Source organism: Pseudomonas sp. GW821-FHT07G06, assembly GCF_058986625.1.
This window is the reverse complement of the sequence record NZ_JBYSVW010000001.1, coordinates 207,424-230,159: the sequence shown is the minus strand read 5'-3', so window position 1 is coordinate 230,159 and position 22,736 is coordinate 207,424. Positions and strand designations below refer to the sequence as shown.

The 22,736-nt window shown below is 58.9% G+C and carries 20 protein-coding genes; 15 read left to right on the top strand and 5 right to left on the bottom strand.

Annotated features, from left to right (window positions below; genetic code table 11):
- Positions 1-188 precede the first annotated feature (188 nt).
- Positions 189-629 carry a GlcG/HbpS family heme-binding protein gene (locus AC3WJW_RS00920; protein WP_095963882.1) on the top strand — a complete coding sequence of 147 codons (441 nt, stop codon included), beginning with the start codon at positions 189-191 and terminating at the stop codon, positions 627-629.
- A gap of 212 nt (positions 630-841) precedes the next feature.
- Positions 842-1,300, top strand: coding sequence for an REP-associated tyrosine transposase (locus AC3WJW_RS00915; RefSeq protein ID WP_493724818.1), 459 nt, complete (start codon positions 842-844; stop codon positions 1,298-1,300).
- Positions 1,301-1,410: 110 nt separating this feature from the next.
- Here the strand turns inward: AC3WJW_RS00915 and AC3WJW_RS00910 are convergent, their stop codons facing one another.
- Positions 1,411-2,019: a TetR/AcrR family transcriptional regulator gene (locus tag AC3WJW_RS00910; protein WP_015096199.1), complete on the bottom strand. Its 609-nt coding sequence runs from the start codon at positions 2,017-2,019 to the stop codon at positions 1,411-1,413.
- A gap of 134 nt (positions 2,020-2,153) precedes the next feature.
- Here AC3WJW_RS00910 and AC3WJW_RS00905 point away from each other — a divergent pair, with 134 nt between their 5' ends.
- Positions 2,154-3,068: a DUF808 domain-containing protein gene (locus AC3WJW_RS00905; protein WP_493724817.1), complete on the top strand. Its 915-nt coding sequence runs from the start codon at positions 2,154-2,156 to the stop codon at positions 3,066-3,068.
- 127 nt (positions 3,069-3,195) lie between these two features.
- Here the strand turns inward: AC3WJW_RS00905 and AC3WJW_RS00900 are convergent, their stop codons facing one another.
- Positions 3,196-3,984, bottom strand: coding sequence for an MlaA family lipoprotein (locus tag AC3WJW_RS00900; RefSeq protein ID WP_493724816.1), 789 nt, complete (start codon positions 3,982-3,984; stop codon positions 3,196-3,198).
- The gene (locus tag AC3WJW_RS00895; RefSeq protein ID WP_493724815.1) at positions 3,977-5,275 is read right to left on the bottom strand and encodes a serine/threonine protein kinase; all 1,299 of its coding nucleotides are present in this window, start codon (positions 5,273-5,275) and stop codon (positions 3,977-3,979) included. Before AC3WJW_RS00895 ends, AC3WJW_RS00900 begins: the two co-directional genes overlap by 8 nt.
- 225 nt (positions 5,276-5,500) lie before the next feature.
- Here AC3WJW_RS00895 and AC3WJW_RS00890 point away from each other — a divergent pair, with 225 nt between their 5' ends.
- On the top strand, positions 5,501-5,869 hold the full coding sequence (locus AC3WJW_RS00890; RefSeq protein WP_493724814.1) for a hypothetical protein: 369 nt from the start codon (positions 5,501-5,503) through the stop codon (positions 5,867-5,869).
- Positions 5,870-5,952: 83 nt separating this feature from the next.
- On the opposite strand, the gene AC3WJW_RS00885 is transcribed toward AC3WJW_RS00890, so the two are convergent.
- Complete coding sequence (locus AC3WJW_RS00885; RefSeq protein WP_493724813.1) at positions 5,953-7,548, bottom strand: glycoside hydrolase family 17 protein; 1,596 nt, start codon at positions 7,546-7,548, stop codon at positions 5,953-5,955.
- Positions 7,549-7,555: 7 nt separating this feature from the next.
- On the opposite strand from AC3WJW_RS00885, the gene AC3WJW_RS00880 reads away from it, so the two are divergent.
- The 4 genes from AC3WJW_RS00880 to AC3WJW_RS00865 all read left to right on the top strand — a co-directional run bounded on the left by AC3WJW_RS00880 (position 7,556) and on the right by AC3WJW_RS00865 (position 10,897).
- Entirely contained in the window at positions 7,556-7,759 is a 204-nt protein-coding gene (locus tag AC3WJW_RS00880) for a hypothetical protein (protein WP_256358887.1), read from the top strand.
- A 77-nt stretch (positions 7,760-7,836) separates the two neighbouring features.
- Positions 7,837-8,688, top strand: coding sequence for a glycine betaine ABC transporter substrate-binding protein (locus AC3WJW_RS00875; protein WP_493724812.1), 852 nt, complete (start codon positions 7,837-7,839; stop codon positions 8,686-8,688).
- Between the two features lie 242 nt (positions 8,689-8,930).
- The gene (locus AC3WJW_RS00870) at positions 8,931-9,242 is read left to right on the top strand and encodes a DUF485 domain-containing protein (protein ID WP_007971395.1); all 312 of its coding nucleotides are present in this window, start codon (positions 8,931-8,933) and stop codon (positions 9,240-9,242) included.
- A complete protein-coding gene (locus tag AC3WJW_RS00865; RefSeq protein ID WP_493724811.1) occupies positions 9,239-10,897 on the top strand; it encodes a cation acetate symporter in 1,659 nt (552 codons plus the stop codon). The genes AC3WJW_RS00870 and AC3WJW_RS00865 overlap by 4 nt, the downstream gene beginning before the upstream one ends.
- A 1,022-nt stretch (positions 10,898-11,919) precedes the next feature.
- Here the strand turns inward: AC3WJW_RS00865 and gltA are convergent.
- Positions 11,920-13,209, bottom strand: coding sequence for a citrate synthase (gltA, locus tag AC3WJW_RS00860; protein WP_007977501.1), 1,290 nt, complete (start codon positions 13,207-13,209; stop codon positions 11,920-11,922).
- 363 nt (positions 13,210-13,572) lie between these two features.
- Between gltA and sdhC the strand changes: the two genes are divergently transcribed.
- From sdhC to lpdA, 7 genes are all read left to right on the top strand, one after another.
- Positions 13,573-13,947: a succinate dehydrogenase, cytochrome b556 subunit gene (gene sdhC / locus AC3WJW_RS00855; RefSeq protein ID WP_015096190.1), complete on the top strand. Its 375-nt coding sequence runs from the start codon at positions 13,573-13,575 to the stop codon at positions 13,945-13,947.
- The gene (gene sdhD, locus AC3WJW_RS00850; RefSeq protein ID WP_007977503.1) at positions 13,941-14,309 is read left to right on the top strand and encodes a succinate dehydrogenase, hydrophobic membrane anchor protein; all 369 of its coding nucleotides are present in this window, start codon (positions 13,941-13,943) and stop codon (positions 14,307-14,309) included. Before sdhC ends, sdhD begins: the two co-directional genes overlap by 7 nt.
- Before the next feature lie 3 nt (positions 14,310-14,312).
- Positions 14,313-16,085, top strand: a complete 1,773-nt coding sequence (gene sdhA, locus AC3WJW_RS00845; RefSeq protein WP_102701986.1) for a succinate dehydrogenase flavoprotein subunit — start codon at positions 14,313-14,315, stop codon at positions 16,083-16,085.
- 11 nt (positions 16,086-16,096) lie between these two features.
- Positions 16,097-16,801 (top strand): succinate dehydrogenase iron-sulfur subunit, encoded by a 705-nt coding sequence (locus AC3WJW_RS00840; RefSeq protein WP_003223007.1) that lies wholly within the window; start codon positions 16,097-16,099, stop codon positions 16,799-16,801.
- 261 nt (positions 16,802-17,062) lie between these two features.
- Complete coding sequence (locus tag AC3WJW_RS00835; RefSeq protein ID WP_007977512.1) at positions 17,063-19,894, top strand: 2-oxoglutarate dehydrogenase E1 component; 2,832 nt, start codon at positions 17,063-17,065, stop codon at positions 19,892-19,894.
- A gap of 42 nt (positions 19,895-19,936) precedes the next feature.
- The gene (gene odhB, locus AC3WJW_RS00830; RefSeq protein ID WP_007977514.1) at positions 19,937-21,157 is read left to right on the top strand and encodes a 2-oxoglutarate dehydrogenase complex dihydrolipoyllysine-residue succinyltransferase; all 1,221 of its coding nucleotides are present in this window, start codon (positions 19,937-19,939) and stop codon (positions 21,155-21,157) included.
- 98 nt (positions 21,158-21,255) lie between these two features.
- Positions 21,256-22,692 carry a dihydrolipoyl dehydrogenase gene (gene lpdA, locus AC3WJW_RS00825; protein ID WP_007977515.1) on the top strand — a complete coding sequence of 479 codons (1,437 nt, stop codon included), beginning with the start codon at positions 21,256-21,258 and terminating at the stop codon, positions 22,690-22,692.
- Positions 22,693-22,736 lie beyond the last annotated feature (44 nt).

Sequence of the window (22,736 nt, the reverse complement as noted above, 5' to 3'; positions counted from 1 at the left end):
ATCCATTTTCTCAAGCGCTTGTTTCATTCGTCGGAAGCCCTTTCTGCTGTGGCTTTTCGTCGCATGTGGCGCCTTTCGAGAATTATTGTATACAAAAAAATAATTCATTGTGTTCTATTTGTTGCATCGGGCTGCGGCACAAAACCGCAGCCCCACGACTTTCCCTATAACAAAATGAGGACGGCACCATGAGCGCTTTAACCTTGAAAGTCGCAGTCAACCTGGTCAACGAGGCCATCACCGCCGGGCGTGCAATCGCCGCGGCACCCTTGACCATCGCGGTACTGGATGCCGGCGGGCATCTGATCACCCTGCAACGCGAAGACGGCGCCAGCCTGCTGCGCCCGCACGTCGCCATCGGCAAGGCCTGGGGCGCCATCGCGCTGGGCAAGGGTTCACGCCTGCTGGCGCTGGACGCCCAGCAACGCCCGGCGTTTATCGCCGCGTTGAACAGCCTGGGGCAGGGCAGCGTCGTGCCGGCACCGGGTGGTGTGCTGGTGCGGGATCAGGAGGGGAACGTGCTGGGGGCGGTGGGGATCAGCGGCGATCTGTCGGATGTTGACGAGCAGTGCGCGATCAATGCCATCGAAGCGTTGGGGTTGGTGGCGGATGCGGGGGTGGCGGCTTGATCTGTACCGCCTGATCAATCGCCTTCGCGAGCAGGCTCGCTCCCACAAGGGGCGGTGGCGGACATAAAATGTCTGATCACCGCAATTTCACTGTGGGAGCGAGCCTGCTCGCGAAGGCAATCTCCCAGTCACATCCAGCTAAAAATCTGCATTACCCTCCAGCAATTCCGGGGCTAGCCTTTTCATGACTTCATCATGAGAGTGGCAAGGGAATGCCCAAGTTGTCTGCCTCACATCGCCTGCGTATCGGCCGTTGCGCAGAACAAAACCGCATCTACCTATTGACTGCCAATACCTTCGAACGCAGACCTGTCTTCAAGGATTTCACCTTGGGCAGATTAGTCGTGAACCAATTCCGTAATGCTCAGGAGCAGGGTTGCGCGAAGTCATTGGCGTGGGTCGTCATGCCCGATCATTTTCATTGGTTGATCGAGCTGCAGCGGGGTTCTCTGAGTGAATTGATGCAAAGGACCAAATCGTTAAGCACTAAGGCAATGAATCGGTCGGTCGGCGGGAAGATCTGTTTTTGGCAACAGGGGTATCACGACCGAGCATTGAGGCGAGATGAGGATTTGGTGAAGATGGCGCGGTATGTCGTGGCTAACCCATTGCGGGCTGGGCTGGTCGAGAAGCTGGGCGACTATCCACTGTGGGATGCTGTTTGGGTTTGAGTTGAAACCGTGGTGCCGCTATTCGCGAGCAGGCTCGCTCCCACAATGGATCTCCAGTGCTCACAAAACCCTTGTGGGAGCGAGCCTGCTCGCGAAGGCCGCGACTCGGTCTACCGCTCCGGCTCACACCCCTTGAGTACCAACCGGATAATCGTCTGCGCCGCCGCTTCGTAATCTTCTTCATCCAGCCTGGCCTTGCCGGTGATGGCGGTGATCTGCCAGTCGAAGTCGGCGTAGGTCTGGGTGGCGGCCCAGATGCTGAACATCAGGTGGTTGGGGTCGATGGGGGCGATTTGTCCGCGGTCGATCCAGGTCTGGATGCACTCGATGTTGTGTTTGGCCTGGCCATTGAGCTGTTCGACCAGATCGCTGCTCAGGTGGGGGGCGCCGTGCATGATTTCGCTGGCGAACACCTTGGAGGCGAAAGGCAGGTCGCGGGAGATGCGGATTTTCGAGCGAATGTAGCCGCTGAGCACTTCACCGGGTTCGCCGTCCGGATTGAACGGTGTCGAAGCCTGCAGGATGGGCTCGATGATGCTTTCCAGGACCTCGCGGTAGAGGTTTTCCTTGGATTTGAAGTAGTAGTAGACGTTGGGCTTGGGCAATCCCGCCTTGGCTGCGATGTCGCTGGTTTTGGTCGCAGCGAAGCCTTTGTCGGCGAACTCCTCACTGGCGGCACGCAGGATCAGTTGTTTGTTGCGCTCGCGGATAGTGCTCATAAACCCGGTGATTCCTTGCCTGTTCTGGCGGTTGCGCATGGTATCACCGGCCTCGCGCGGCGCTCAAGAATGCACCGCAGCCCGTGATGCCGCGCTATGCTGCTGCGCATTCATTGCAGAAGGAAACCCGATTCATGGCAGGAAGCAGTTTGCTGGTACTGATCGACGACATCGCGGCCGTGCTGGATGACGTCTCATTGATGACCCAAATGGCCGCCAAGAAAACGGCCGGCGTACTCGGTGACGACCTGGCACTCAATGCCCAGCAAGTCAGCGGCGTGCGGGCCGAGCGGGAAATCCCGGTGGTCTGGGCGGTCGCCAAGGGGTCGTTCATCAATAAACTGATCCTGGTGCCGTCGGCATTGGCGATCAGTGCGTTCATTCCGTGGCTGGTCACACCGCTGTTGATGGTTGGCGGCGCTTATCTGTGCTTCGAAGGGTTTGAGAAGCTCGCCCACAAGTTCCTGCACAGCAAGGCTGAAGACGCCGCCGAGCATGCGCAGCTGGTCGAGGCGGTGGCCGATCCTGCCACTGACCTGGTGGCGTTCGAGAAGGACAAGATCAAAGGCGCGATCCGCACCGACTTCATTCTTTCGGCGGAAATCATCGCCATCACCCTCGGCACCGTGGCCGGTGCGCCATTGACCCAGCAGATCATCGTGCTTTCGGGCATTGCCATAGTCATGACGGTCGGCGTGTACGGACTGGTGGCGGGTATCGTCAAGCTCGACGACCTTGGCCTGTGGTTGACTCAAAAAACCGGGCAGATGGCGAAAAGCATCGGCGGCGGGATTCTGCGTGCGGCACCGTACATGATGAAGAGCCTGTCGGTGATCGGCACGGCGGCGATGTTCCTGGTCGGTGGCGGGATTCTCACGCACGGTGTGCCGGTGGTGCATCACTGGATCGAAAGTGTCGGTGCGGCGGCGGGTGGCGGCGGGTTTATCGTGCCGGTGTTGCTCAATGGCGTGGCGGGGATTGTGGCGGGGGCGGTGGTGTTGGTTGGGGTTATGGCTGTCGGCAAGATCTGGAAAGCCCTGAAAGGCTGAAGACTACACATAACAAATGTGGGAGCGAGCCTGCTCGCGAAGTGGTCGTGTCAGATACCCAAAAGGTTGTCTGACACACCGCTTTCGCGAGCAAGCCCGCTCCCACATTGATTTACAGCTGCCTTGTTTACTCGGCAATCTGCAACTTGCGTGCTTCGGTGTACACGTAACGCACTTTCTCGTACTCGAACGGCGAGTTCATCTGGCCATAGCGGAAGCTGGTCTGGTTACGCTTGTCGATACCGCGCAGGACCCAGACTTCCGGATGGTTGGAGCTGACCTCGGCCACGTTGAGGAAGTTGATCGCATTCTCGGCTGTGTAATCCACCAGCAGGCCGCCGGTATCACGCAGGTTCGACGGACCGAGGATCGGCAGCACGAAGTAAGCGCCGCCCGGCACGCCGTAGAAGCCCAGCGTCTGGCCGAAGTCCTCGCTCTGGCGCGGCAGGCCCATGGCGGTAGCCGGGTCCCACAGGCCGGCGATGCCGATGGTGGTGTTGAGCAGCAGGCGCCCGGTGGTTTCCAGCGAGCGCTGGCCCTTGAGTTGCAGCAGGCTGTTCAACAGGTTCGGCACGTCGCCGAGGTTGTTGAAGAAATTGCTGACGCCGGTGCGCAGGAAGCTCGGGGTGACGTAGCGGTAACCATTGACCACCGGCAGGAACACCCATTGGTCAAAGCGGTAGTTGAAGTGATAGACGCGCCGGTTCCACTCCTCCAGCGGATCGTAGACGGCCAGCGCACCGAGCGTCGAACGCTCGAACTCGCGCTGATCCAGGCCCGGGTTGAATTTGAGTTTGCTCAACGGTTCCTTGAAGCCGTCACTGTCGACGACCACGGGGGCGTTGGCTTTGCTGTTGTCTGCATGGGCGACGCCTGCACAGAGTAACGCTGCGAAAAGCAGGAGAAATTTAGCCACGGAAGAACTCCAGCATGGCGTCGCTGTTGACGCGGTAGTTAATGTTGCCGCAGTGGCCCCCGTACGGGTAAACGGTCAGGCGGTCACCGAAGGTCTTGCGCAGGAAGCCCAGGTCGCCAGGACCGAGGATCACGTCGTCGGCGTTGTGCATGACGGCGATTTTCGGGCTTTCGCGCAGATAGTCCTTCAGTGCATACAGGCTGACCTGGTCAATCAGTTGCAGCAGGCTGCCGCCATCGGTGCGGGCGCGCCACATGGGGATGACTTGTTCGGTGATGTAGCAGTCGAAGTCGCATTGCAACGCACGCTTGAGGAACGGCGTGAGGCTGGTGCCCTCGGTTATCGGGAACTTGGGCGGGGTGATCAGACCGCGACGGTTGATCAGGTCCGAAGTGAAGGCGATGTCCGCCGCCGAAAAGCGGAACGAGGTGCCGATCAGCATGGCCATCTGTTCGTTGGTCAGGTGCTGCTTGGACTGCTGGAAGTCGTAGAGCAGGGCGTCGTTGAGGTCGATGTAGCCCTTCTGCTGGAAGTAGCGGGTCAGTTTGTTCAGTACCAGTTCATAGAACGTGGTGCTGTTGTTGATGCCCTTGACCTCGGTCTGGACCAGCTTGTCGAGGTTGGTGATCGAGGTGTAGAGGTTGACCGGCGGGTTGAGCAGCAGGACTTTCTTGAAGTTGAAGCTGCGGCGGGTTTCATCCAGGTGCGCGACGAAAGCGGCATCCAGTGCGCCCAGGCTATACCCGGTCAGGTAGTAATCGGTGACAGGCACTTTCGGATTCTGTGCCCGCACGGCCTGCATCACCCGGTACAGATCTTCGGCGTCTTCCTTGGAAACGCCCGGCGTGGCGAAGCGCGATGCGGCGCTCATGAAGTCATAGCTGGTAGGCGATGACAACTGCACCACGTGGTAGCCGGCTTTGTAATAGAGCTTCTTCAGGTATTCGTTCAGGGTGCTGTCATAGCGCGCACCGGTGCCGGCAATCAGGAAAATCAGCGGCGCGGCGTGATCCTGCGTGGCAATGCGGTAGTCGAGTTTCTTGACCGCCCAGAAATTGTCCGGCAACTCGAACGCCCGTTCCGGACGCAAGGTGACGCTGCGCACTGTCTGATCGATGTCCTCGTCCAGGGGGAGCTCCGGACGCAGGTCCGGCGGCGTGGTCGCGATGGTCGCCTCGAACGGGTTGGTCAGGGGGTAGCCATAACTGGTGGCGTCAACGTCGACCGCCAGTGCGGACGCACTCAATATAAGGCCGCCAAACAGGGCGGCGAAGGGCAAGGAACGGAGCATGACTAAATCCCTTAGGAGAAGGTGCCAAATGAATTTCGCAGGCTATGACCACCGGATTTGCGCCAAAGTGCCAACCCTCGGCACCAAACAGGCCTGATTTCGAAGTTATAGTAGCTGGACGATACACTTTGCAGCGATTGAATGCCCAGTTAACAGTTGTTATCGCTTGCGAAACGCTTAAGGGCGATTAAGCTGGCCGCCGTTTTTCGCCAATTGGAGTGTTTCATGTACCGCCGCCTGCCTGTGATCCTGCTGCTTGTTTTGCTGCCTGTTTGGCTGGCCGCCAGTTATGGCGCACGTTATGGCTTCATGGAGGATGCGCAGTGGGTCGGCATTTGCGTGGATGAGGCGAGCCGCTGGGAATGCCAGGTGCGTTCGAACCTGGGTCTGATGATTCACTTCGGGGTTCTGGGCTGGGGCGCCTTGGCTGCTGCCGTGATCGGCTTTGTGTTGTCCGGGCGTGCAGGGTGGTGGTTGGCGGTGCTGGCGCTGGTGCTCGGTTTTCCGGCGTTGGCCTTGTACAACACGACGTTGGCGGTGTTTGCGGTGGTGATTGCCGGGTTGCGGCTGGTTCGGGAAAGTTGCATCGGCTGATAAAAAGATCGCAGCCTGCGGCAGCTCCTACACAGGAATACGTGTTTCCCTGTAGGAGCTGCCGCAGGCTGCGATCTTTTGATCTATCCCTTGCGTACCCGCAAGCAGCGCCACAACGCAACCACCATCAACACGCTCACCAGCGCCCAGCCCCAGGCCTGCTGGTTCTGTAAACCTTCACGAAACAGTTGCGGTGCGATGCCGGCGCCAATGATGAAGGTCAGCAGGGCGATTTCCCGGCGCGGCCCGCTCACCGGGCGGCACAGGTAGACCATCGCCGGCACGATGAACGCGACACTCGGGAAACTGCGATAGCGCGGATCGAACACCAGCTCCAGCATTATCACGGCCGCCGCGAAACCTGCCGTTGCAACCAGCCAGCCAGCACGGCGCTCTAATAAATCGAAAGCCCGCCCGCGCCACCCGTCACGCGGGCTCAGGGCCAGTGCGGCATGGGCCAGCACCAGCAGATTCAGCACGGTCAGCAACCCAACCCACAGCCATTCACTGGTGAAGCGAGTGGTGACGCGTGCCAGGTCGCCCCAGGCGCCAATCGAGCATGCGGCCAATGCGCCGAGCAGTGGCAGCACCAGCGCCGCGCGCGTCGTGCGAACCCGGCCGCCAAGCAGCAGGGTGCCGATAAAGATCAGGCCACCCACCGCCAGCCATTGCGACCAGTACGGGACGTTTGTCACTGGCCCGGCCAGCACGCCCTTGTCCTGGCGATCGGCGTCGAACAGTCCCCAGTAGCCGCCGACCGCGCCTTCACTGGCGCGCTTCCATGGCTGGTCGAAGGCTTCGATCAGGTTGTAATGCCAGCCTTGCTGCTCGGCCATGGCGACAAAACCACGAATGAATTTGGCTTCATTGACCCGGTTTGGTACGGCCAATCTCCGTTGACGGCCCTCACTGGGCCAGCCGGTTTCTCCAATGAACACTTCTTTCGGGGCGAACATGCCTGCGAACGACTGACGTACTCCGGCAAGTTGCGACAGCGAGACCTCGACATCCCAAGGGTAATCACCCCAGTAAGGCAGCAAATGGATGGTCACGAAGTCCACCGATGGGGCGATTTCCGGGTGCTTTTGCCAGAACTCCCAGACGTCGGCGTAGGTGACGGGCTGTTTGACCTGGCTTTTGACCCGATCAATCAGTTTTACAAGCTGTGTGCTGGTGACTTCCTTGCGCAGCAGGGCCTCGTTGCCAACGATTACCGCGGTCACCACGTCCGGGTTGGCATTGGCTTCGGCGATCAGTAGCTCTACTTCCTTGGCGGTGTCTACCGGGTTGCTGTTGACCCAGGCGCCGATCATCATTTTCAGCCCGTGCTTTCGCGCAAGTTCCGGTAAAGCCTCGAGCCCCGTCATCGAGTAGGTTCGGATGCATTCGAAGCGAGTTGCCAGTAACGCGAGGTCCGCGTCCATGCGCTCGGGACGAAGGTTGAACGGCACATCGAACGGCGACTGGTCCTTGTCGAACGGCGTATAGGACGCGCATTGCAGCTTGTGCGTGGCGCTGGCCGCGTCCGGCAGGATCACCGGTTTGCCGAGGCCGTACCAGAAGCCGCCAAGGGCGAACAGCCCGAGCAGGCAAGCGAATAGATAAGCAGCAAAAGGGAAGCGGTATGTCGCGGACATGGTCAGGCCGTGTGGGAGCAAAGCGGCGCATGTTACCTGCATTTACCGCATGCTTGGTGGCCTGCATGATTTTGACATGCAAAGTTCGGGCGGTTTGGCAGGTGCGTTTGCCGTGGTCAGGATTAATGGCTTTCTGATGTCGTTTCTCGATGCCTTGAGGTCGCTGGCAGAGCAGGTCGCGATGAGCGTCAGGTTGATCATCGAAGGCGTCAGTACTCCGCTGATGTCGGGACGGGTTTGCTGTGAGGCGTGATGGGGGCGCTGTGCACCATAACAATACGTTTAAGCGACTCGGCATCCGTCGAGCGCAGCACTTTCGGGGAAGTAACGATGAAGATGCGACGACTCTTGGGCGCAGGTGCCGCTTTGGTGCTGGCGATCAGCTCTACCGTGGCCAGTGCCGCCGGAAAGGAAGTGACGCTCGGTTACGTAGACGGCTGGTCGGACAGTGTTGCCACGACCAACGTGGCCGCCGAAGTGATCAGGCAGAAACTCGGTTATGACGTGAAGCTGCAAGCCGTTGCCACCGGGATCATGTGGCAGGGCGTGGCAACCGGTAAACTCGACGCCATGCTGTCGGCCTGGCTGCCGGTGACCCACGGCGAATACTGGACGAAGAACAAGGATCAGGTCGTCGATTACGGCCCGAACTTCAAGGACGCAAAAATCGGATTGATCGTGCCGGAGTACGTCAAGGCCAAGTCGATCGAGGACCTGAAAACCGACGACACCTTCAAGAATCGCATCGTCGGCATCGACGCCGGTTCAGGCGTGATGCTCAAGACCGACCAGGCAATCAAGGACTACGACCTGAACGGTTATCAACTCAAGGCCAGTTCCGGCGCCGGCATGATTGCCGAGCTGACCCGTGCCGAGAAGAAAAACGAATCCATCGCCGTCACCGGCTGGGTACCGCACTGGATGTTCGCCAAGTGGAAACTGCGCTTCCTCGAAGACCCGAAAGGTGTGTATGGCGCGGCAGAAACCGTGAACAACATCGGCAGCAAAGGGCTTGAGGCCAAGGCACCGGAAGTGGCCAAGTTCCTGAAGAACTTTCAGTGGGAATCCAAGGATGAAATCGGCCAGGTGATGCTGGCGATTCAGGACGGTGCCAAACCTGAAGCCGCGGCGAAGGACTGGGTCGCCAAACACCCTGAGCGCGTGGCTGACTGGACCAAGTAATAACAAAGAGCACGCTTGACCCTGTGGGAGCGAGCCTGCTCGCGAAGCGTTCTGTCAGTTGACTGAGTTGTCGGCTGATCAGGCGCCTTCGCGAGCAGGCTCGCTCCCACAGTTGTTTGGTGCATGCTGGAAATTGGCGAAAACGTCATGTGGTTCTAAGACTAAGGTCGTCTGGAACCTGCCCCGCAGCCGCATAGAGTGGATACCGTTCCAACTCAATCTGTGCTGCGAGGATAAAAACAATGAACGACAGCATTTACCTCTCGATTCAAAACAGCCCGCGCTTCAAGGAGCTGGTTAGCAAGAGGGAACGATTCGCCTGGATTCTTTCGGCGATCATGCTAGGGCTTTACTCCGGATTCATTCTTCTGATTGCCTATGGGCCGCAGGTGTTGGGGGCGAAAATCAACCCTGAGTCCTCGATTACCTGGGGCATACCGATTGGCGTCGGGCTGATTGTCTCGGCCTTCGTCCTGACCGGTATCTACGTACGCCGTGCCAATGGCGAATTTGACGACCTGAACAATGCGATTCTCAAGGAGGCTCAGCAATGATCCGCCGTCTAATGGCTCTTTTGAGCATCGCAGCTTTCGCGCCTGGCGCCTGGGCGGCTGACGCCCTGACCGGTGCCGTGCAAAAGCAACCGCTTAACGTGTCGGCAATCGTGATGTTTGTCGCCTTCGTCGGTGCCACCCTGTGCATCACCTACTGGGCTTCCAAGCGTAATAATTCGGCAGCCGACTACTACGCCGCTGGCGGCAAGATCACCGGTTTCCAGAACGGCCTGGCGATTGCCGGTGACTACATGTCGGCCGCTTCCTTCCTGGGTATTTCCGCGCTGGTGTTCGCTTCAGGCTACGACGGGCTGATCTATTCGATCGGTTTCCTGGTGGGCTGGCCGATCATTCTGTTCCTGATCGCCGAGCGCCTGCGTAACCTGGGCAAGTACACCTTTGCCGACGTGGCGTCCTACCGCCTCGGGCAAACCCAGATCCGTTCGCTGTCCGCCTGCGGTTCGCTGGTGGTGGTGGCGTTCTACCTGATCGCCCAGATGGTCGGTGCCGGCAAGCTGATCCAGCTGTTGTTCGGCCTCGACTACCACGTCGCGGTGATTCTGGTGGGCGTGCTGATGTGCCTTTATGTGTTGTTCGGCGGCATGCTGGCGACCACCTGGGTGCAAATCATCAAGGCAGTTCTGCTGCTGTCCGGCGCTTCCTTCATGGCGCTGATGGTGATGAAACACGTCAACTTCGACTTCAACATGCTGTTTTCCGAGGCGATCAAGGTTCACCCTAAAGGTGAAGCGATCATGAGCCCGGGCGGTCTGGTGAAAGATCCGGTCTCGGCGTTCTCCCTGGGTCTGGCACTGATGTTCGGTACCGCGGGTCTGCCGCACATCCTGATGCGCTTCTTCACCGTGAGTGATGCAAAGGAAGCTCGCAAGAGTGTGCTGTACGCAACCGGCTTCATTGGCTACTTCTACATCCTGACCTTCATCATCGGTTTCGGCGCGATCCTGCTGGTCAGCACCAACCCGGCTTTCAAAGACGCGGCCGGTGCATTGCTCGGCGGTAACAACATGGCGGCGGTGCACCTGGCCAATGCGGTCGGTGGCAGCATCTTCCTGGGCTTCATCTCGGCGGTGGCGTTCGCGACCATTCTGGCGGTAGTGGCCGGCTTGACCCTGGCGGGCGCTTCGGCGGTGTCCCACGACCTGTATGCCAGTGTGATCAAGAAGGGCAAGGCCAACGAGAAGGATGAGATTCGTATTTCGAAGATCACCACCATTGCCTTGGCTGTGTTGGCCATCGTTCTGGGCATTCTGTTCGAAAGTCAGAACATCGCGTTCATGGTGGGCCTGGCGTTCTCCATCGCGGCGAGCTGCAACTTCCCGGTACTGCTGCTTTCCATGTACTGGAAAAAGCTGACCACTCGCGGTGCGATGATCGGCGGCTGGATGGGCCTGATCAGTGCAGTGGGCCTGATGGTCCTTGGCCCGACCATCTGGGTGCAGATCCTGCATCACGAGAAGGCTATCTTCCCGTATGAGTACCCGGCGTTGTTCTCGATGATGATTGCCTTTGTCGGGATCTGGTTCTTCTCGGTCACTGACAAGTCGACTGCGGCTGACAATGAGCGGGCGCTGTTCTTCCCGCAGTTTGTTCGTTCGCAGACTGGTCTTGGGGCGAGTGGGGCGGTATCGCACTAAGTCTTGATGCTTTGATATAGCTGGCGATGTTTTATGAAGTGCTCCGGTCGAAAGATCGGGGCACTTTTTTATTGTGCGTTAATCGAACTGAATTTTGCGGATGTACCGATTTACTGTGGGAGCGAGCTTGCTCGCGATGGCGGTCTGTCAGCCGACCTGTCTTTCGCTGATCGTGTACATATCCATTCCTGCGGTAACGGCGGCTTATGGTTTCGCCCTTACGGCGAGTCACTTTTTTTACAAGCGCCTAAAAAAAGTAACCAAAAAAACGCTCGCCCCGAACGTACGGCCCCTCGCCTGGGCTCGGCGTTCCTTCGCTCCGGCATTCATCCGGGGGCATCGCCTCCGGTCGGCTTCGCTTCGACCTCCTCTCGATGTGTTCGGCTTCGCCGAACGGCGCTGCGCGCCTAACCCCCGGATGAACGCCTCCACTCAGCCTTCCGAAGGGGCGGGTGGATCAAGATCAAGAGCGGCAGGCGAGCTAACGCTCGGCCTGTAGGAGCTGCCGCAGGCTGCGATCTTTTGATCTTGATCTTCCGCCTCTTCGACATTGTCAAAAATCAAAATCAAAAGATCGCAGCCTGCGGCAGCTCCTACAGGGAGGCACGCACGGATCACAATCAGGCCGGCCGGTAGGCCGCCTCGCTTTGCTTTTGCGGTGTACGCCCCCTCGTGAGGCCGAGCGCAGGTTCTGCGCAGTGGGCAACCCGGCATGGATGCCGGGTTAGCCGCCCCCGGCCATGGATGGCCGATGGCGGCGGGCCCACGGAGCAGGACCGGAGCGAGGGCATGCCGAGCCACGGCGAGGCACCGAATGTCAGGGGCAAGAGCCCTTTGGTTACTTTGGGGCTTTTCCAAAGTGACCCGCCGTAAGGGCGGAACCATAAGCCGCCGTTACCTAAATAACGGATATGCCCACGATCAAAAAACCGCCAAACACAAACAAAAACGGCCTCCTGCTCTTTATATAAAAAGCAGAGGCCGTTCCCGGTACAACTCAACTCGCTACAGCAAGACAGCGCTTACTTGCGGTCTTCCAGCTTGGTGATGTCACGCGACTCGTAGCCAGTGTACAGCTGGCGCGGACGGCCGATCTTGTACGGGCTGGAGAGCATTTCTTTCCAGTGGGAGATCCAGCCGACGGTCCGCGCCAGGGCGAAGATCACGGTGAACATGCTGGTTGGAATGCCGATCGCCTTGAGGATGATCCCCGAGTAGAAGTCGACGTTCGGGTACAGTGAGCGCTCGATGAAGTACGGGTCGGTCAGGGCGATCTCTTCCAGGCGCATGGCCAGTTCGAGTTGCGGATCGTTCTGGATGCCCAGTTCCTTCAATACTTCGTCGCAGGTCTGCTTCATGACGGTGGCGCGCGGGTCGCGGTTTTTGTAAACGCGGTGACCGAAGCCCATCAGTTTGAACGGATCGTTCTTGTCCTTGGCCTTGGCGATGAACTTGTCGATGTTCGAAACATCGCCGATTTCATCGAGCATGGTCAGTACGGCTTCGTTTGCACCGCCGTGGGCAGGGCCCCACAGTGCAGCGATGCCGGCGGCGATACAGGCGAACGGGTTGGCACCCGAGGAGCCCGCCAGGCGCACGGTGGACGTCGAGGCGTTCTGCTCGTGGTCGGCATGGAGGATGAAGATCCGGTCCATGGCCTTGGCGAGTACCGGGCTGATCGGTTTGATCTCGCACGGGGTGTTGAACATCATGTGCAGGAAGTTTTCCGCGTACGACAGGTCGTTGCGCGGGTACATCATGGGTTGGCCCATGGAGTACTTGTAAACCATCGCTGCCAGGGTCGGCATCTTGGCAACCAGGCGGATCGCGGAGATTTCGCGATGCTGCGGGTTATTGATGTCCAGGGAGTCGTGGTAGAAGGCCGAGAGGGCGCCGACTACGCCGCACATGACGGCCATCGGGTGGGCGTCGCGACGGAAGCCGTTGAAGAAGGTCTTCAACTGCTCGTGAACCATGGTGTGGTTCTTCACGGTGCTGACGAACTGGGCCTTCTGTTCTGCGGTCGGCAGTTCGCCGTTGAGCAGCAGATAGCAGGTTTCCAGGTAGTCCGACTTTTCAGCCAGCTGTTCGATCGGGTAGCCGCGGTGCAGCAGGATGCCGTTGTCGCCGTCGATATAGGTGATCTTCGACTCGCACGAAGCGGTCGACATGAAGCCTGGGTCAAAGGTGAAACGGCCCGTGGCCGTCAGGCCCCGAACATCGATAACATCGGGACCAACGGTGCCGGTTAAAATGGGCAGCTCGACGGGGGCTGCGCCCTCGATGATCAACTGCGCTTTTTTGTCAGCCATGTGGCCTCCTATTTATGCTTGAAATCATCAGACAGACCCCCCACGCAGGGCCCGCACCACTATAGTGAGATAAATTCGAATGTCAATTTGCCTAAAGTCTTGCTCCAGAAGGCTTTAACCGGACTTTTTTCTCGAAATTGGCTGCCATTTACGCCTTTTATGTCAGTTGCGCAATCCGCTGTTTGGGTTAGGTCTTTGCGTTGTCATTAGTAGCCTAACTGTCTATACTCGGCCACCGACCGCCAGGGGCTTTTGGGCCTGCTTTATTGGGGGTCGCATCCCTGGGTGGTGGTTACCTGACCAGTGCACTCCCCAACAACTTTGCCCTGATTGTTAGGGGCTCTTCAGTGTGAAAAAAAAGCCGTGAAAAGCCAACGACCTGTAAACCTAGACCTAAGGACCATCAAACTCCCCATCACCGGCGTTACGTCGTTTCTTCACCGTGTTTCCGGCATCATCCTCTTCCTGGGCCTCGGCTTCATGCTTTATGCATTGGGCAAATCCCTGGGTTCCGAGGAAGGTTTTGCCGAGGTGAAGGCATGCTTGACCAGCCCGCTGGCCAAGTTCGTAGCATGGGGCCTCCTGTCCGCTCTTCTGTATCACCTGGTAGCCGGTGTGCGCCACTTGATCATGGATATGGGCATCGGTGAGACGCTGGAAGGCGGCCGCCTGGGCTCGAAAATTATCATCGCCGTTTCCGTGGTGTTGATCGTTCTGGCAGGAGTTTGGATATGGTAACCAGCGTTACGAACCTTTCGCGTTCCGGTCTTTATGACTGGATGGCGCAACGTGTGTCTGCGGTCGTTCTCGCGGCTTATTTCATCTTCCTGATCGGATACCTCGCAGCGAACCCGGGCATTGGCTACGACCAATGGCACGGCCTGTTCGCCCACAACGGGATGCGTATCTTCAGTCTGCTGGCCCTCGTTGCCCTGGGCGCTCACGCCTGGGTCGGCATGTGGACCATCGCGACCGACTACCTGACGCCAATGGCGCTGGGCAAGTCCGCGACTGCAGTACGTTTCCTTTTCCAGGCGGTATGCGGCGTTGCGATGTTCGCTTACTTCGTCTGGGGTGTGCAGATTCTCTGGGGTATCTGATTCATGGCTAACATTCCAACGATTTCTTTCGACGCCATCATCATTGGTGGTGGCGGTGCCGGCATGCGCGCAGCGCTGCAACTGGCACAAGGCGGTCACAAGACTGCCGTGATCACCAAGGTGTTCCCGACCCGTTCGCACACTGTATCCGCCCAGGGCGGCATCACCTGCGCGATCGCGTCTGCGGATCCGAACGATGACTGGCGCTGGCACATGTACGATACCGTCAAGGGTTCCGACTACATCGGTGACCAGGACGCTATCGAATACATGTGTCAGGAAGGCCCGGCTGCCGTTTACGAGCTGGACCACATGGGCATGCCGTTCTCGCGTACCGAGCAAGGCCGTATCTACCAGCGTCCATTCGGCGGCCAGTCGAAGGATTACGGTAAAGGCGGGCAGGCTGCCCGTACTTGCGCTGCGTCCGACCGTACCGGTCACGCGCTGCTGCACACCCTTTATCAGGGCAACCTGAAAGCCGGTACCGTGTTCCTGAACGAGTACTACGCTGTCGACCTGGTGAAGAATGGCGAAGGCGAGTTCGTCGGCGTGATCGCCATCTGCATCGAAACCGGTGAAACCACCTATATCCGTGCGAAAGCCACCGTGCTGGCGACCGGCGGTGCAGGCCGTATCTACGCATCGACCACCAACGCCCTGATCAACACCGGTGACGGCGTTGGCATGGCGCTGCGTGCCGGCGTACCGGTACAAGACATTGAAATGTGGCAGTTCCACCCGACCGGCATCGCCGGCGCCGGTGTACTGGTTACAGAAGGCTGCCGTGGTGAAGGTGGATACCTGATCAACAAGCACGGCGAGCGTTTCATGGAGCGTTATGCTCCGAACGCCAAGGACCTTGCCGGTCGTGACGTTGTTGCCCGTTCGATGGTTAAAGAGATCATCGCCGGCAACGGTTGCGGTCCGAATGGCGACCACGTGATGCTCAAGCTCGACCATCTGGGCGAGGAAGTGCTGCACAGCCGTCTGCCAGGCATCTGCGAACTGTCGAAGACTTTCGCACACGTTGACCCGGTGGTTGCTCCGGTTCCGGTTGTTCCGACCTGCCACTACATGATGGGCGGCGTTGCCACCAACATTCATGGTCAGGCGATCACCCAGAACGCCGAAGGCGAGGATCAGATCATTCCTGGTCTGTTCGCTGTGGGCGAAGTGGCTTGCGTATCGGTTCACGGTGCCAACCGTCTGGGCGGCAACTCGCTGCTCGACCTGGTGGTATTCGGCCGCGCTGCCGGCCTGCACCTGGAAAAAGCGCTGACCGACGGTATCGAATACGACGACGCCACCGACGCCGACATCAATGCCGCCCTGGCCCGTCTGTCCGCCCTGAACGAGCGTACCGAAGGCGAAGACGTGGCTACCCTGCGTCGCGAGCTGCAAAGCTGCATGCAGAACTACTTCGGTGTATTCCGTACCGGCGAATACATGCAGAAGGGTATTGCCCAGCTGGCTGACCTGCGCAAGCGCATCGCCAACGTCAAGATCAACGATAAGTCGCAGGCGTTCAACACTGCCCGTATCGAAGCGCTGGAACTGCAAAACCTGCTGGAAGTGGCCGAAGCTACCGCCATCGCTGCCGAAGTACGTAAAGAGTCCCGCGGCGCTCACGCCCGTGAAGACTTCGAAGACCGTGACGACGAAAACTGGCTGTGCCACACCCTGTACTTCCCGGGTGACAAGCGCGTCACCAAGCGTGCCGTGAACTTCTCGCCGAAGACTGTTCCGACTTTCGAACCTAAAGTCCGGACTTATTAAGGGTGACCGCCATGTTGCAAGTCAGTGTTTATCGTTACAACCCTGATCAGGACGCTGCGCCGTTCATGCAGGAATTCCAGGTCGATACCGGTGGTAAAGACCTGATGGTGCTGGACGTGCTGGCCCTGATCAAAGAGCAGGACGAAGGTTTCTCCTATCGTCGCTCTTGCCGTGAAGGTGTTTGCGGTTCCGACGGCATGAACATCAACGGCAAAAACGGCCTGGCGTGCATCACGCCGCTGTCTGCTGTCGTAAAAGGTAACAAGTTGATCGTTCGTCCTCTGCCAGGTTTGCCGGTTATCCGTGACCTGGTCGTCGATATGAGCATCTTCTACAAGCAATACGAGAAGGTTAAGCCATACCTGCAGAACGACACGCCGGCTCCGGCCATCGAGCGTCTGCAGTCCCCTGAAGAGCGTGAAAAGCTGGACGGTCTGTACGAGTGCATCCTGTGCGCTTGCTGCTCGACTTCCTGCCCGTCCTTCTGGTGGAACCCGGACAAGTTCCTGGGCCCGGCCGCCCTGCTGCAAGCATACCGCTTCCTGGCAGACAGCCGTGACACCAAGACGTCCGAGCGCCTGGCTTCGCTGGATGACCCGTTCAGCGTATTCCGCTGCCGCGGGATCATGAACTGCGTCAACGTATGTCCGAAAGGCCTGAACCCGACTAAGGCCATCGGTCACATCCGTAACATGTTGCTCTCGAGCGGCGTGTGATTCAGCTGCTGTACCCGTAGGACCGCTGTACCCGTAGATGCTACGGCGCAGGCTTCAACCGGCGCCGTAGTTTTAACCTGAGCAGCAGCTTAAAAGGCTGCGGCTCTTATTTTGAAGAAATGAGACAAGCAGGGGCATCCGGGCTGGTACCCGGACTATCAGTGTGATCCTAGTGGCTTGTTTTGGTCGCTGCATTCGGACTTCTGCAAGTTTGCTCGGTGTCGACACCGGTGGTGTTCCCCTAACCGAGGGTGACCAAGCATGCAAGAAAGCGTGATGCAGCGCATGTGGAACAGTGCCTACCTATCCGGTAGTAACGCTGCCTATGTGGAAGAGCTTTATGAGCTCTACCTGCACGACCCTAACGCTGTGCCAGAAGAGTGGCGCACCTACTTCCAGAAGTTGCCTGCTGACGGCAACTCTGCCACCGATGTTTCGCACTCCACAATTCGCGATCATTTCGTCTTGCTGGCAAAGAACCAGCGCCGCGCCCAACCGGTTTCCGCCGGCAGCGTGAGCAGTGAGCACGAGAAGAAGCAAGTTGAAGTGCTGCGATTGATCCAGGCCTACCGTATGCGTGGCCACCAGGCAGCCCAGCTTGACCCGCTGGGACTGTGGCAGCGTCCTGCACCTGCAGACCTGTCGATCAATCATTACGGCTTGACCAATGCCGATCTTGATACGACCTTCCGTGCCGGCGACCTGTTCATCGGCAAAGAGGAAGCGAGCCTACGCGAAATTCACGAAGCGTTGCAGCAGACATATTGCCGCACCATCGGCGCTGAATTCACGCATATCACCGATTCCGAGCAGCGCCAGTGGTTCCAGCAGCGTCTGGAAAGCGTGCGTGGCCGTCCGACGTACTCCGCCGACATCAAGAGCCACCTGCTCGAGCGCGTGACCGCCGGTGAAGGCCTGGAAAAATACCTGGGCACCAAATACCCGGGTACCAAGCGTTTCGGTCTGGAAGGCGGCGAAAGCCTGATTCCGATGCTCGACGAGCTGATCCAGCGTTCCGGTTCCTACGGCACCAAGGAAATCGTCATCGGCATGGCCCACCGTGGCCGTCTGAACGTGCTGGTCAACACCTTCGGCAAGAACCCGCGCGAGCTGTTCGACGAGTTCGAAGGCAAGAAGAAGGTCGAGCTCGGTTCCGGTGACGTGAAATACCACCAGGGCTTCTCGTCCAACGTGATGACCACCGGCGGTGAAGTTCACCTGGCGATGGCGTTCAACCCGTCCCACCTGGAAATCGTTTCCCCGGTGGTCGAAGGTTCGGTTCGCGCCCGTCAGGATCGTCGCAACGACCCGACCGGCGAGAAGGTTCTGCCGATCTCCATCCACGGTGACGCTGCTTTCGCAGGTCAGGGCGTGGTCATGGAAACCTTCCAGATGTCGCAGACCCGCGGTTTCAAGACCGGCGGTACCGTGCACATCGTGATCAACAACCAGGTCGGTTTCACCATCAGCAACCCGCTGGACTCGCGTTCCACCGAGTACGCGACCGACGTTGCGAAAATGATCCAGGCGCCGATCCTCCATGTGAATGGTGATGATCCGGAAGCCGTATTGTTCGTGACCCAGCTGGCCATCGACTACCGCATGCAGTTCAAGCGTGACGTGGTGATCGACCTGGTCTGCTACCGTCGTCGCGGCCACAACGAGGCCGACGAGCCAAGCGGCACCCAGCCTCTGATGTATCAGCAGATCACCAAGCAGCGCACCACCCGTGAGCTGTATGCCGATCGTCTGACTCAGGCCGGTGTGCTGGATGCAGAGCGTGTTCAGGCGAAAGTCGACGAATACCGCAACGCGCTGGACAACGGTCTGCACGTTGTGAAAAGCCTGGTCAAGGAGCCGAACAAGGAACTGTTCGTGGACTGGCGTCCGTACCTGGGTCACACCTGGACCGCGCGTCACGACACTCGCTTCGATCTGAAGACCTTGCAGGAACTGTCCGCCAAGCTGCTGGAAATCCCGGAAGGCTTCGTGGTTCAGCGCCAGGTTGCCAAGATCTACGAAGACCGCCAGAAGATGCAAGCCGGTGGCCTGCCGATCAACTGGGGCTACGCCGAAACCATGGCGTACGCGACCCTGGCGTTCGAAGGTCACCCGATTCGCATGACTGGCCAGGACATCGGCCGCGGTACGTTCTCGCACCGTCACGCTGTCCTGCACAACCAGAAAGACGCGGGCACCTACATCCCGCTGCAGAACCTGTACGACGGTCAGCCGCGTTTTGACCTGTACGACTCGTTCCTGTCCGAAGAAGCGGTATTGGCGTTCGAGTACGGTTACTCGACCACCACGCCGAATGCCCTGGTTATCTGGGAAGCCCAGTTCGGCGACTTCGCCAACGGCGCCCAGGTTGTAATCGACCAGTTCATCACCAGTGGCGAGCACAAGTGGGGCCGTCTGTGCGGTCTGACCATGCTGCTGCCGCACGGTTATGAAGGTCAGGGGCCGGAGCACTCCTCGGCTCGTCTGGAGCGTTACCTGCAGTTGTGCGCCGAGCACAACATTCAGGTGTGCATGCCGACGACGCCGGCTCAGATCTACCACTTGCTGCGCCGTCAGGTGATTCGCCCGCTGCGCAAGCCACTGGTAGTCCTGACTCCGAAGTCGCTGCTGCGCCACAAGCTGGCCATCTCGACGCTGGAAGATCTGGCCGAAGGTTCGTTCCAGACCGTCATCCCGGAAATCGATGCCCAAGACCCGAAAAAGGTCGAGCGCGTTGTTCTGTGTAGCGGCAAGGTCTACTACGACCTGCTGGAAAAACGCCGTGCCGAAGGTCGTGACGACATCGCCATCGTGCGTATCGAGCAGCTGTACCCATTCCCTGAGGACGACTTGAAAGAAGTCCTGGCTCCTTATACCAACGTCAAGCATGCCGTCTGGTGTCAGGAAGAGCCGATGAACCAGGGTGCGTGGTACTGCAGCCAACACCACATGCGTCGCAGCATCAGCAACCTCAACAAGTCTCTCGTACTCGAGTACGCGGGCCGTGAGGCTTCTGCTGCACCTGCATGCGGTTACGCATCGATGCACGCCGAACAGCAGGAAAAACTGCTGCAAGACGCCTTTACTGTTTAACGCCTTCGCGCACCTGAAACCGAATTTAAGGAACCACAGACAATGGCTATCGAGATCAAAGCCCCCACTTTCCCGGAATCGGTTGCCGATGGCACCGTTGCCACCTGGCACAAACAACCGGGCGATGCGGTCAAGCGCGACGAACTGATCGTCGACATCGAAACCGACAAAGTCGTGCTGGAAGTGCTGGCTACCGCTGACGGCGTGCTGGGCGCTATCGTCAAGAACGAAGGCGACACCGTTCTGTCCGACGAAGTCCTGGGCTCCATCGTTGAAGGCGGCGCTGCTGCCGCAGCTCCAGCTGCCGCTGCTGCTCCGGCCGCTGCCGCCGCAGCTCCAGCTGCCGGCGCTGACGAAGACGCTATCGCCGCTCCAGCCGCTCGCAAGCTGGCCGAAGAAAACGGCATCAACCTGGCTTCCGTCAAAGGCACCGGCAAAGATGGCCGTGTCACCAAGGAAGACGTGGTTGCCGCTGTCGAAGCGAAGAAAGCCGCTCCTGCTGCCGCACCTGCCAAGGCTGCTGCTCCGGCTGCCGCTGCTCCTGTGTTCGCTGCTGGCGACCGCATCGAGAAGCGCGTGCCGATGACCCGCGTTCGTGCCACCGTGGCCAAGCGTCTGGTTGAAGCCCAGTCGAACATGGCGATGCTGACCACTTTCAACGAAGTCGACATGACCGAAGTCATGGCGCTGCGTTCGAAGTACAAGGATCTCTTCGAGAAGTCCCACAACGGCGTGCGCCTGGGCTTCATGTCCTTCTTCGTGAAAGCGGCCACCGAAGCACTGAAACGCTTCCCGGCTGTCAACGCCTCGATCGACGGCGGCGACATCGTTTACCACGGTTACGCTGACGTCGGCGTTGCAGTTTCCAGCGATCGCGGCCTGGTAGTACCGGTTCTGCGTAACGCCGAACTGATGAGCCTGGCTGAAATCGAAGGCGGCATCGCCACCTTCGGCAAGAAAGCCCGCGACGGCAAACTGTCGATGGACGAAATGACCGGTGGTACGTTCACCATCACCAACGGCGGTACTTTCGGTTCGATGATGTCGACCCCGATCGTCAACCCGCCACAAGCCGCCATCCTGGGCATGCACAACATCATCCAGCGTCCTATGGCCATCAACGGTCAGGTCGTTATCCGTCCGATGATGTACCTGGCACTGTCCTACGATCACCGTCTGATCGATGGCAAAGAAGCTGTGACCTTCCTGGTGACCATCAAGAACCTGCTGGAAGATCCGGCTCGTCTGTTGCTGGATATCTGATAGAAGCAGCCATGAGCTGCAAGCCCGTGCTGTCGGAAAACCCGCAGCCTGGCTTGCCGCTCGCGGCTTGAAGCTTTTCGCTAAAGAGGATTTTTTGAATGTCGCAGAAATTTGACGTAGTAGTGATCGGTGCGGGCCCTGGCGGTTACGTCGCTGCCATCAAGGCCGCGCAGTTGGGTCTCTCCACTGCCTGCATCGAGAAGTACACCGACAAGGAAGGCAAACTGGCTCTGGGCGGTACTTGCCTGAACGTCGGCTGCATTCCATCCAAGGCCCTGCTGGACAGCTCGTGGAAATTCCACGAAGCCCAGGACGGTTTCGCGATCCACGGTATCAATCACGCTGGCGTGACCATGGACGTGCCAGCGATGGTCGGCCGTAAAGCCAACATCGTCAAAGGCCTGACCTCCGGCGTTGCGACCCTGTTCAAAGCCAACGGTGTGACCTCCATCCAGGGTCACGGCAAGCTGCTGGCCGGCAAGAAAGTCGAAGTCACCAAGCCTGATGGCTCGGTAGAAATCATCGAAGCCGAAAACGTCATCCTGGCACCAGGTTCGCGTCCGATCGACATTCCGCCAGCTCCGGTTGACCAGAATGTGATCGTCGATTCGACTGGCGCCCTGGAATTCCAATCCGTTCCAAAACGTCTGGGCGTGATCGGCGCTGGCGTGATCGGTCTGGAACTGGGTTCGGTCTGGTCGCGCCTGGGTGCAGAAGTGACTGTCCTGGAAGCCCTGGACACCTTCCTGATGGCAGCCGACACCGCTGTTTCCAAGGAAGCGCTGAAAACCCTGACCAAGCAAGGTCTGGACATCAAGCTGGGCGCTCGCGTCACCGGTTCCAAAGTGAACGGCGACGAAGTCGTGGTGAACTACACCGATGCCAACGGCGAACAGAACATCACTTTCGACAAGCTGATCGTAGCCGTTGGTCGCCGTCCGGTGACCACTGATCTGTTGGCTGCCGACTGCGGCGTGACCCTGGACGAGCGCGGTTTCGTGCACGTTGACGATCACTGCGCCACCACCGTACCGGGCGTTTACGCCATCGGCGACGTGGTTCGCGGCATGATGCTGGCGCACAAGGCGTCCGAAGAAGGCATCATGGTTGTCGAGCGCATCAAGGGCCACAAGGCCCAGATGAACTATGATTTGATCCCTTCGGTTATTTATACTCACCCGGAAATCGCGTGGGTTGGTAAAACCGAGCAGGCCTTGAAAGCCGAAGGCGTTGAAGTTAACGTCGGCACCTTCCCGTTCGCAGCCTCCGGCCGTGCCATGGCTGCCAACGACACCGGTGGTTTCGTCAAGGTCATCGCAGATGCCAAGACGGACCGCGTACTGGGCGTCCACGTGATTGGCCCAAGCGCTGCCGAACTGGTTCAGCAGGGCGCGATCGGTATGGAATTCGGCACCAGCGCTGAAGACCTGGGCATGATGGTTTTCTCCCATCCGACCCTGTCTGAAGCCTTGCACGAAGCTGCTTTGGCAGTGAATGGCGGCGCCATCCACATCGCCAACCGCAAGAAGCGTTGAGGGCTTTGTGAAAACGTAGCGAGCGACGGAAAGACAAGGCAAAA

What these genes read in the sequence shown, in the direction of transcription:
- AC3WJW_RS00920 (WP_095963882.1), top strand. Translation starts at nt 189, where the DNA reads ATGAGCGCTTTAACCTTGAAAGTCGCAGTCAACCTGGTCAACGAGGCC.
- AC3WJW_RS00915 (WP_493724818.1), top strand. Translation starts at nt 842, where the DNA reads ATGCCCAAGTTGTCTGCCTCACATCGCCTGCGTATCGGCCGTTGCGCA.
- AC3WJW_RS00910 (WP_015096199.1), bottom strand. Translation starts at nt 2,019, where the DNA reads ATGAGCACTATCCGCGAGCGCAACAAACAACTGATCCTGCGTGCCGCC.
- AC3WJW_RS00905 (WP_493724817.1), top strand. Translation starts at nt 2,154, where the DNA reads ATGGCAGGAAGCAGTTTGCTGGTACTGATCGACGACATCGCGGCCGTG.
- AC3WJW_RS00895 (WP_493724815.1), bottom strand. Translation starts at nt 5,275, where the DNA reads ATGCTCCGTTCCTTGCCCTTCGCCGCCCTGTTTGGCGGCCTTATATTG.
- AC3WJW_RS00890 (WP_493724814.1), top strand. Translation starts at nt 5,501, where the DNA reads ATGTACCGCCGCCTGCCTGTGATCCTGCTGCTTGTTTTGCTGCCTGTT.
- AC3WJW_RS00885 (WP_493724813.1), bottom strand. Translation starts at nt 7,548, where the DNA reads ATGCAGGTAACATGCGCCGCTTTGCTCCCACACGGCCTGACCATGTCC.
- AC3WJW_RS00880 (WP_256358887.1), top strand. Translation starts at nt 7,556, where the DNA reads ATGCTTGGTGGCCTGCATGATTTTGACATGCAAAGTTCGGGCGGTTTG.
- AC3WJW_RS00875 (WP_493724812.1), top strand. Translation starts at nt 7,837, where the DNA reads ATGAAGATGCGACGACTCTTGGGCGCAGGTGCCGCTTTGGTGCTGGCG.
- AC3WJW_RS00870 (WP_007971395.1), top strand. Translation starts at nt 8,931, where the DNA reads ATGAACGACAGCATTTACCTCTCGATTCAAAACAGCCCGCGCTTCAAG.
- AC3WJW_RS00865 (WP_493724811.1), top strand. Translation starts at nt 9,239, where the DNA reads ATGATCCGCCGTCTAATGGCTCTTTTGAGCATCGCAGCTTTCGCGCCT.
- gltA (WP_007977501.1), bottom strand. Translation starts at nt 13,209, where the DNA reads ATGGCTGACAAAAAAGCGCAGTTGATCATCGAGGGCGCAGCCCCCGTC.
- sdhD (WP_007977503.1), top strand. Translation starts at nt 13,941, where the DNA reads ATGGTAACCAGCGTTACGAACCTTTCGCGTTCCGGTCTTTATGACTGG.
- sdhA (WP_102701986.1), top strand. Translation starts at nt 14,313, where the DNA reads ATGGCTAACATTCCAACGATTTCTTTCGACGCCATCATCATTGGTGGT.
- AC3WJW_RS00840 (WP_003223007.1), top strand. Translation starts at nt 16,097, where the DNA reads ATGTTGCAAGTCAGTGTTTATCGTTACAACCCTGATCAGGACGCTGCG.
- AC3WJW_RS00835 (WP_007977512.1), top strand. Translation starts at nt 17,063, where the DNA reads ATGCAAGAAAGCGTGATGCAGCGCATGTGGAACAGTGCCTACCTATCC.
- odhB (WP_007977514.1), top strand. Translation starts at nt 19,937, where the DNA reads ATGGCTATCGAGATCAAAGCCCCCACTTTCCCGGAATCGGTTGCCGAT.
- lpdA (WP_007977515.1), top strand. Translation starts at nt 21,256, where the DNA reads ATGTCGCAGAAATTTGACGTAGTAGTGATCGGTGCGGGCCCTGGCGGT.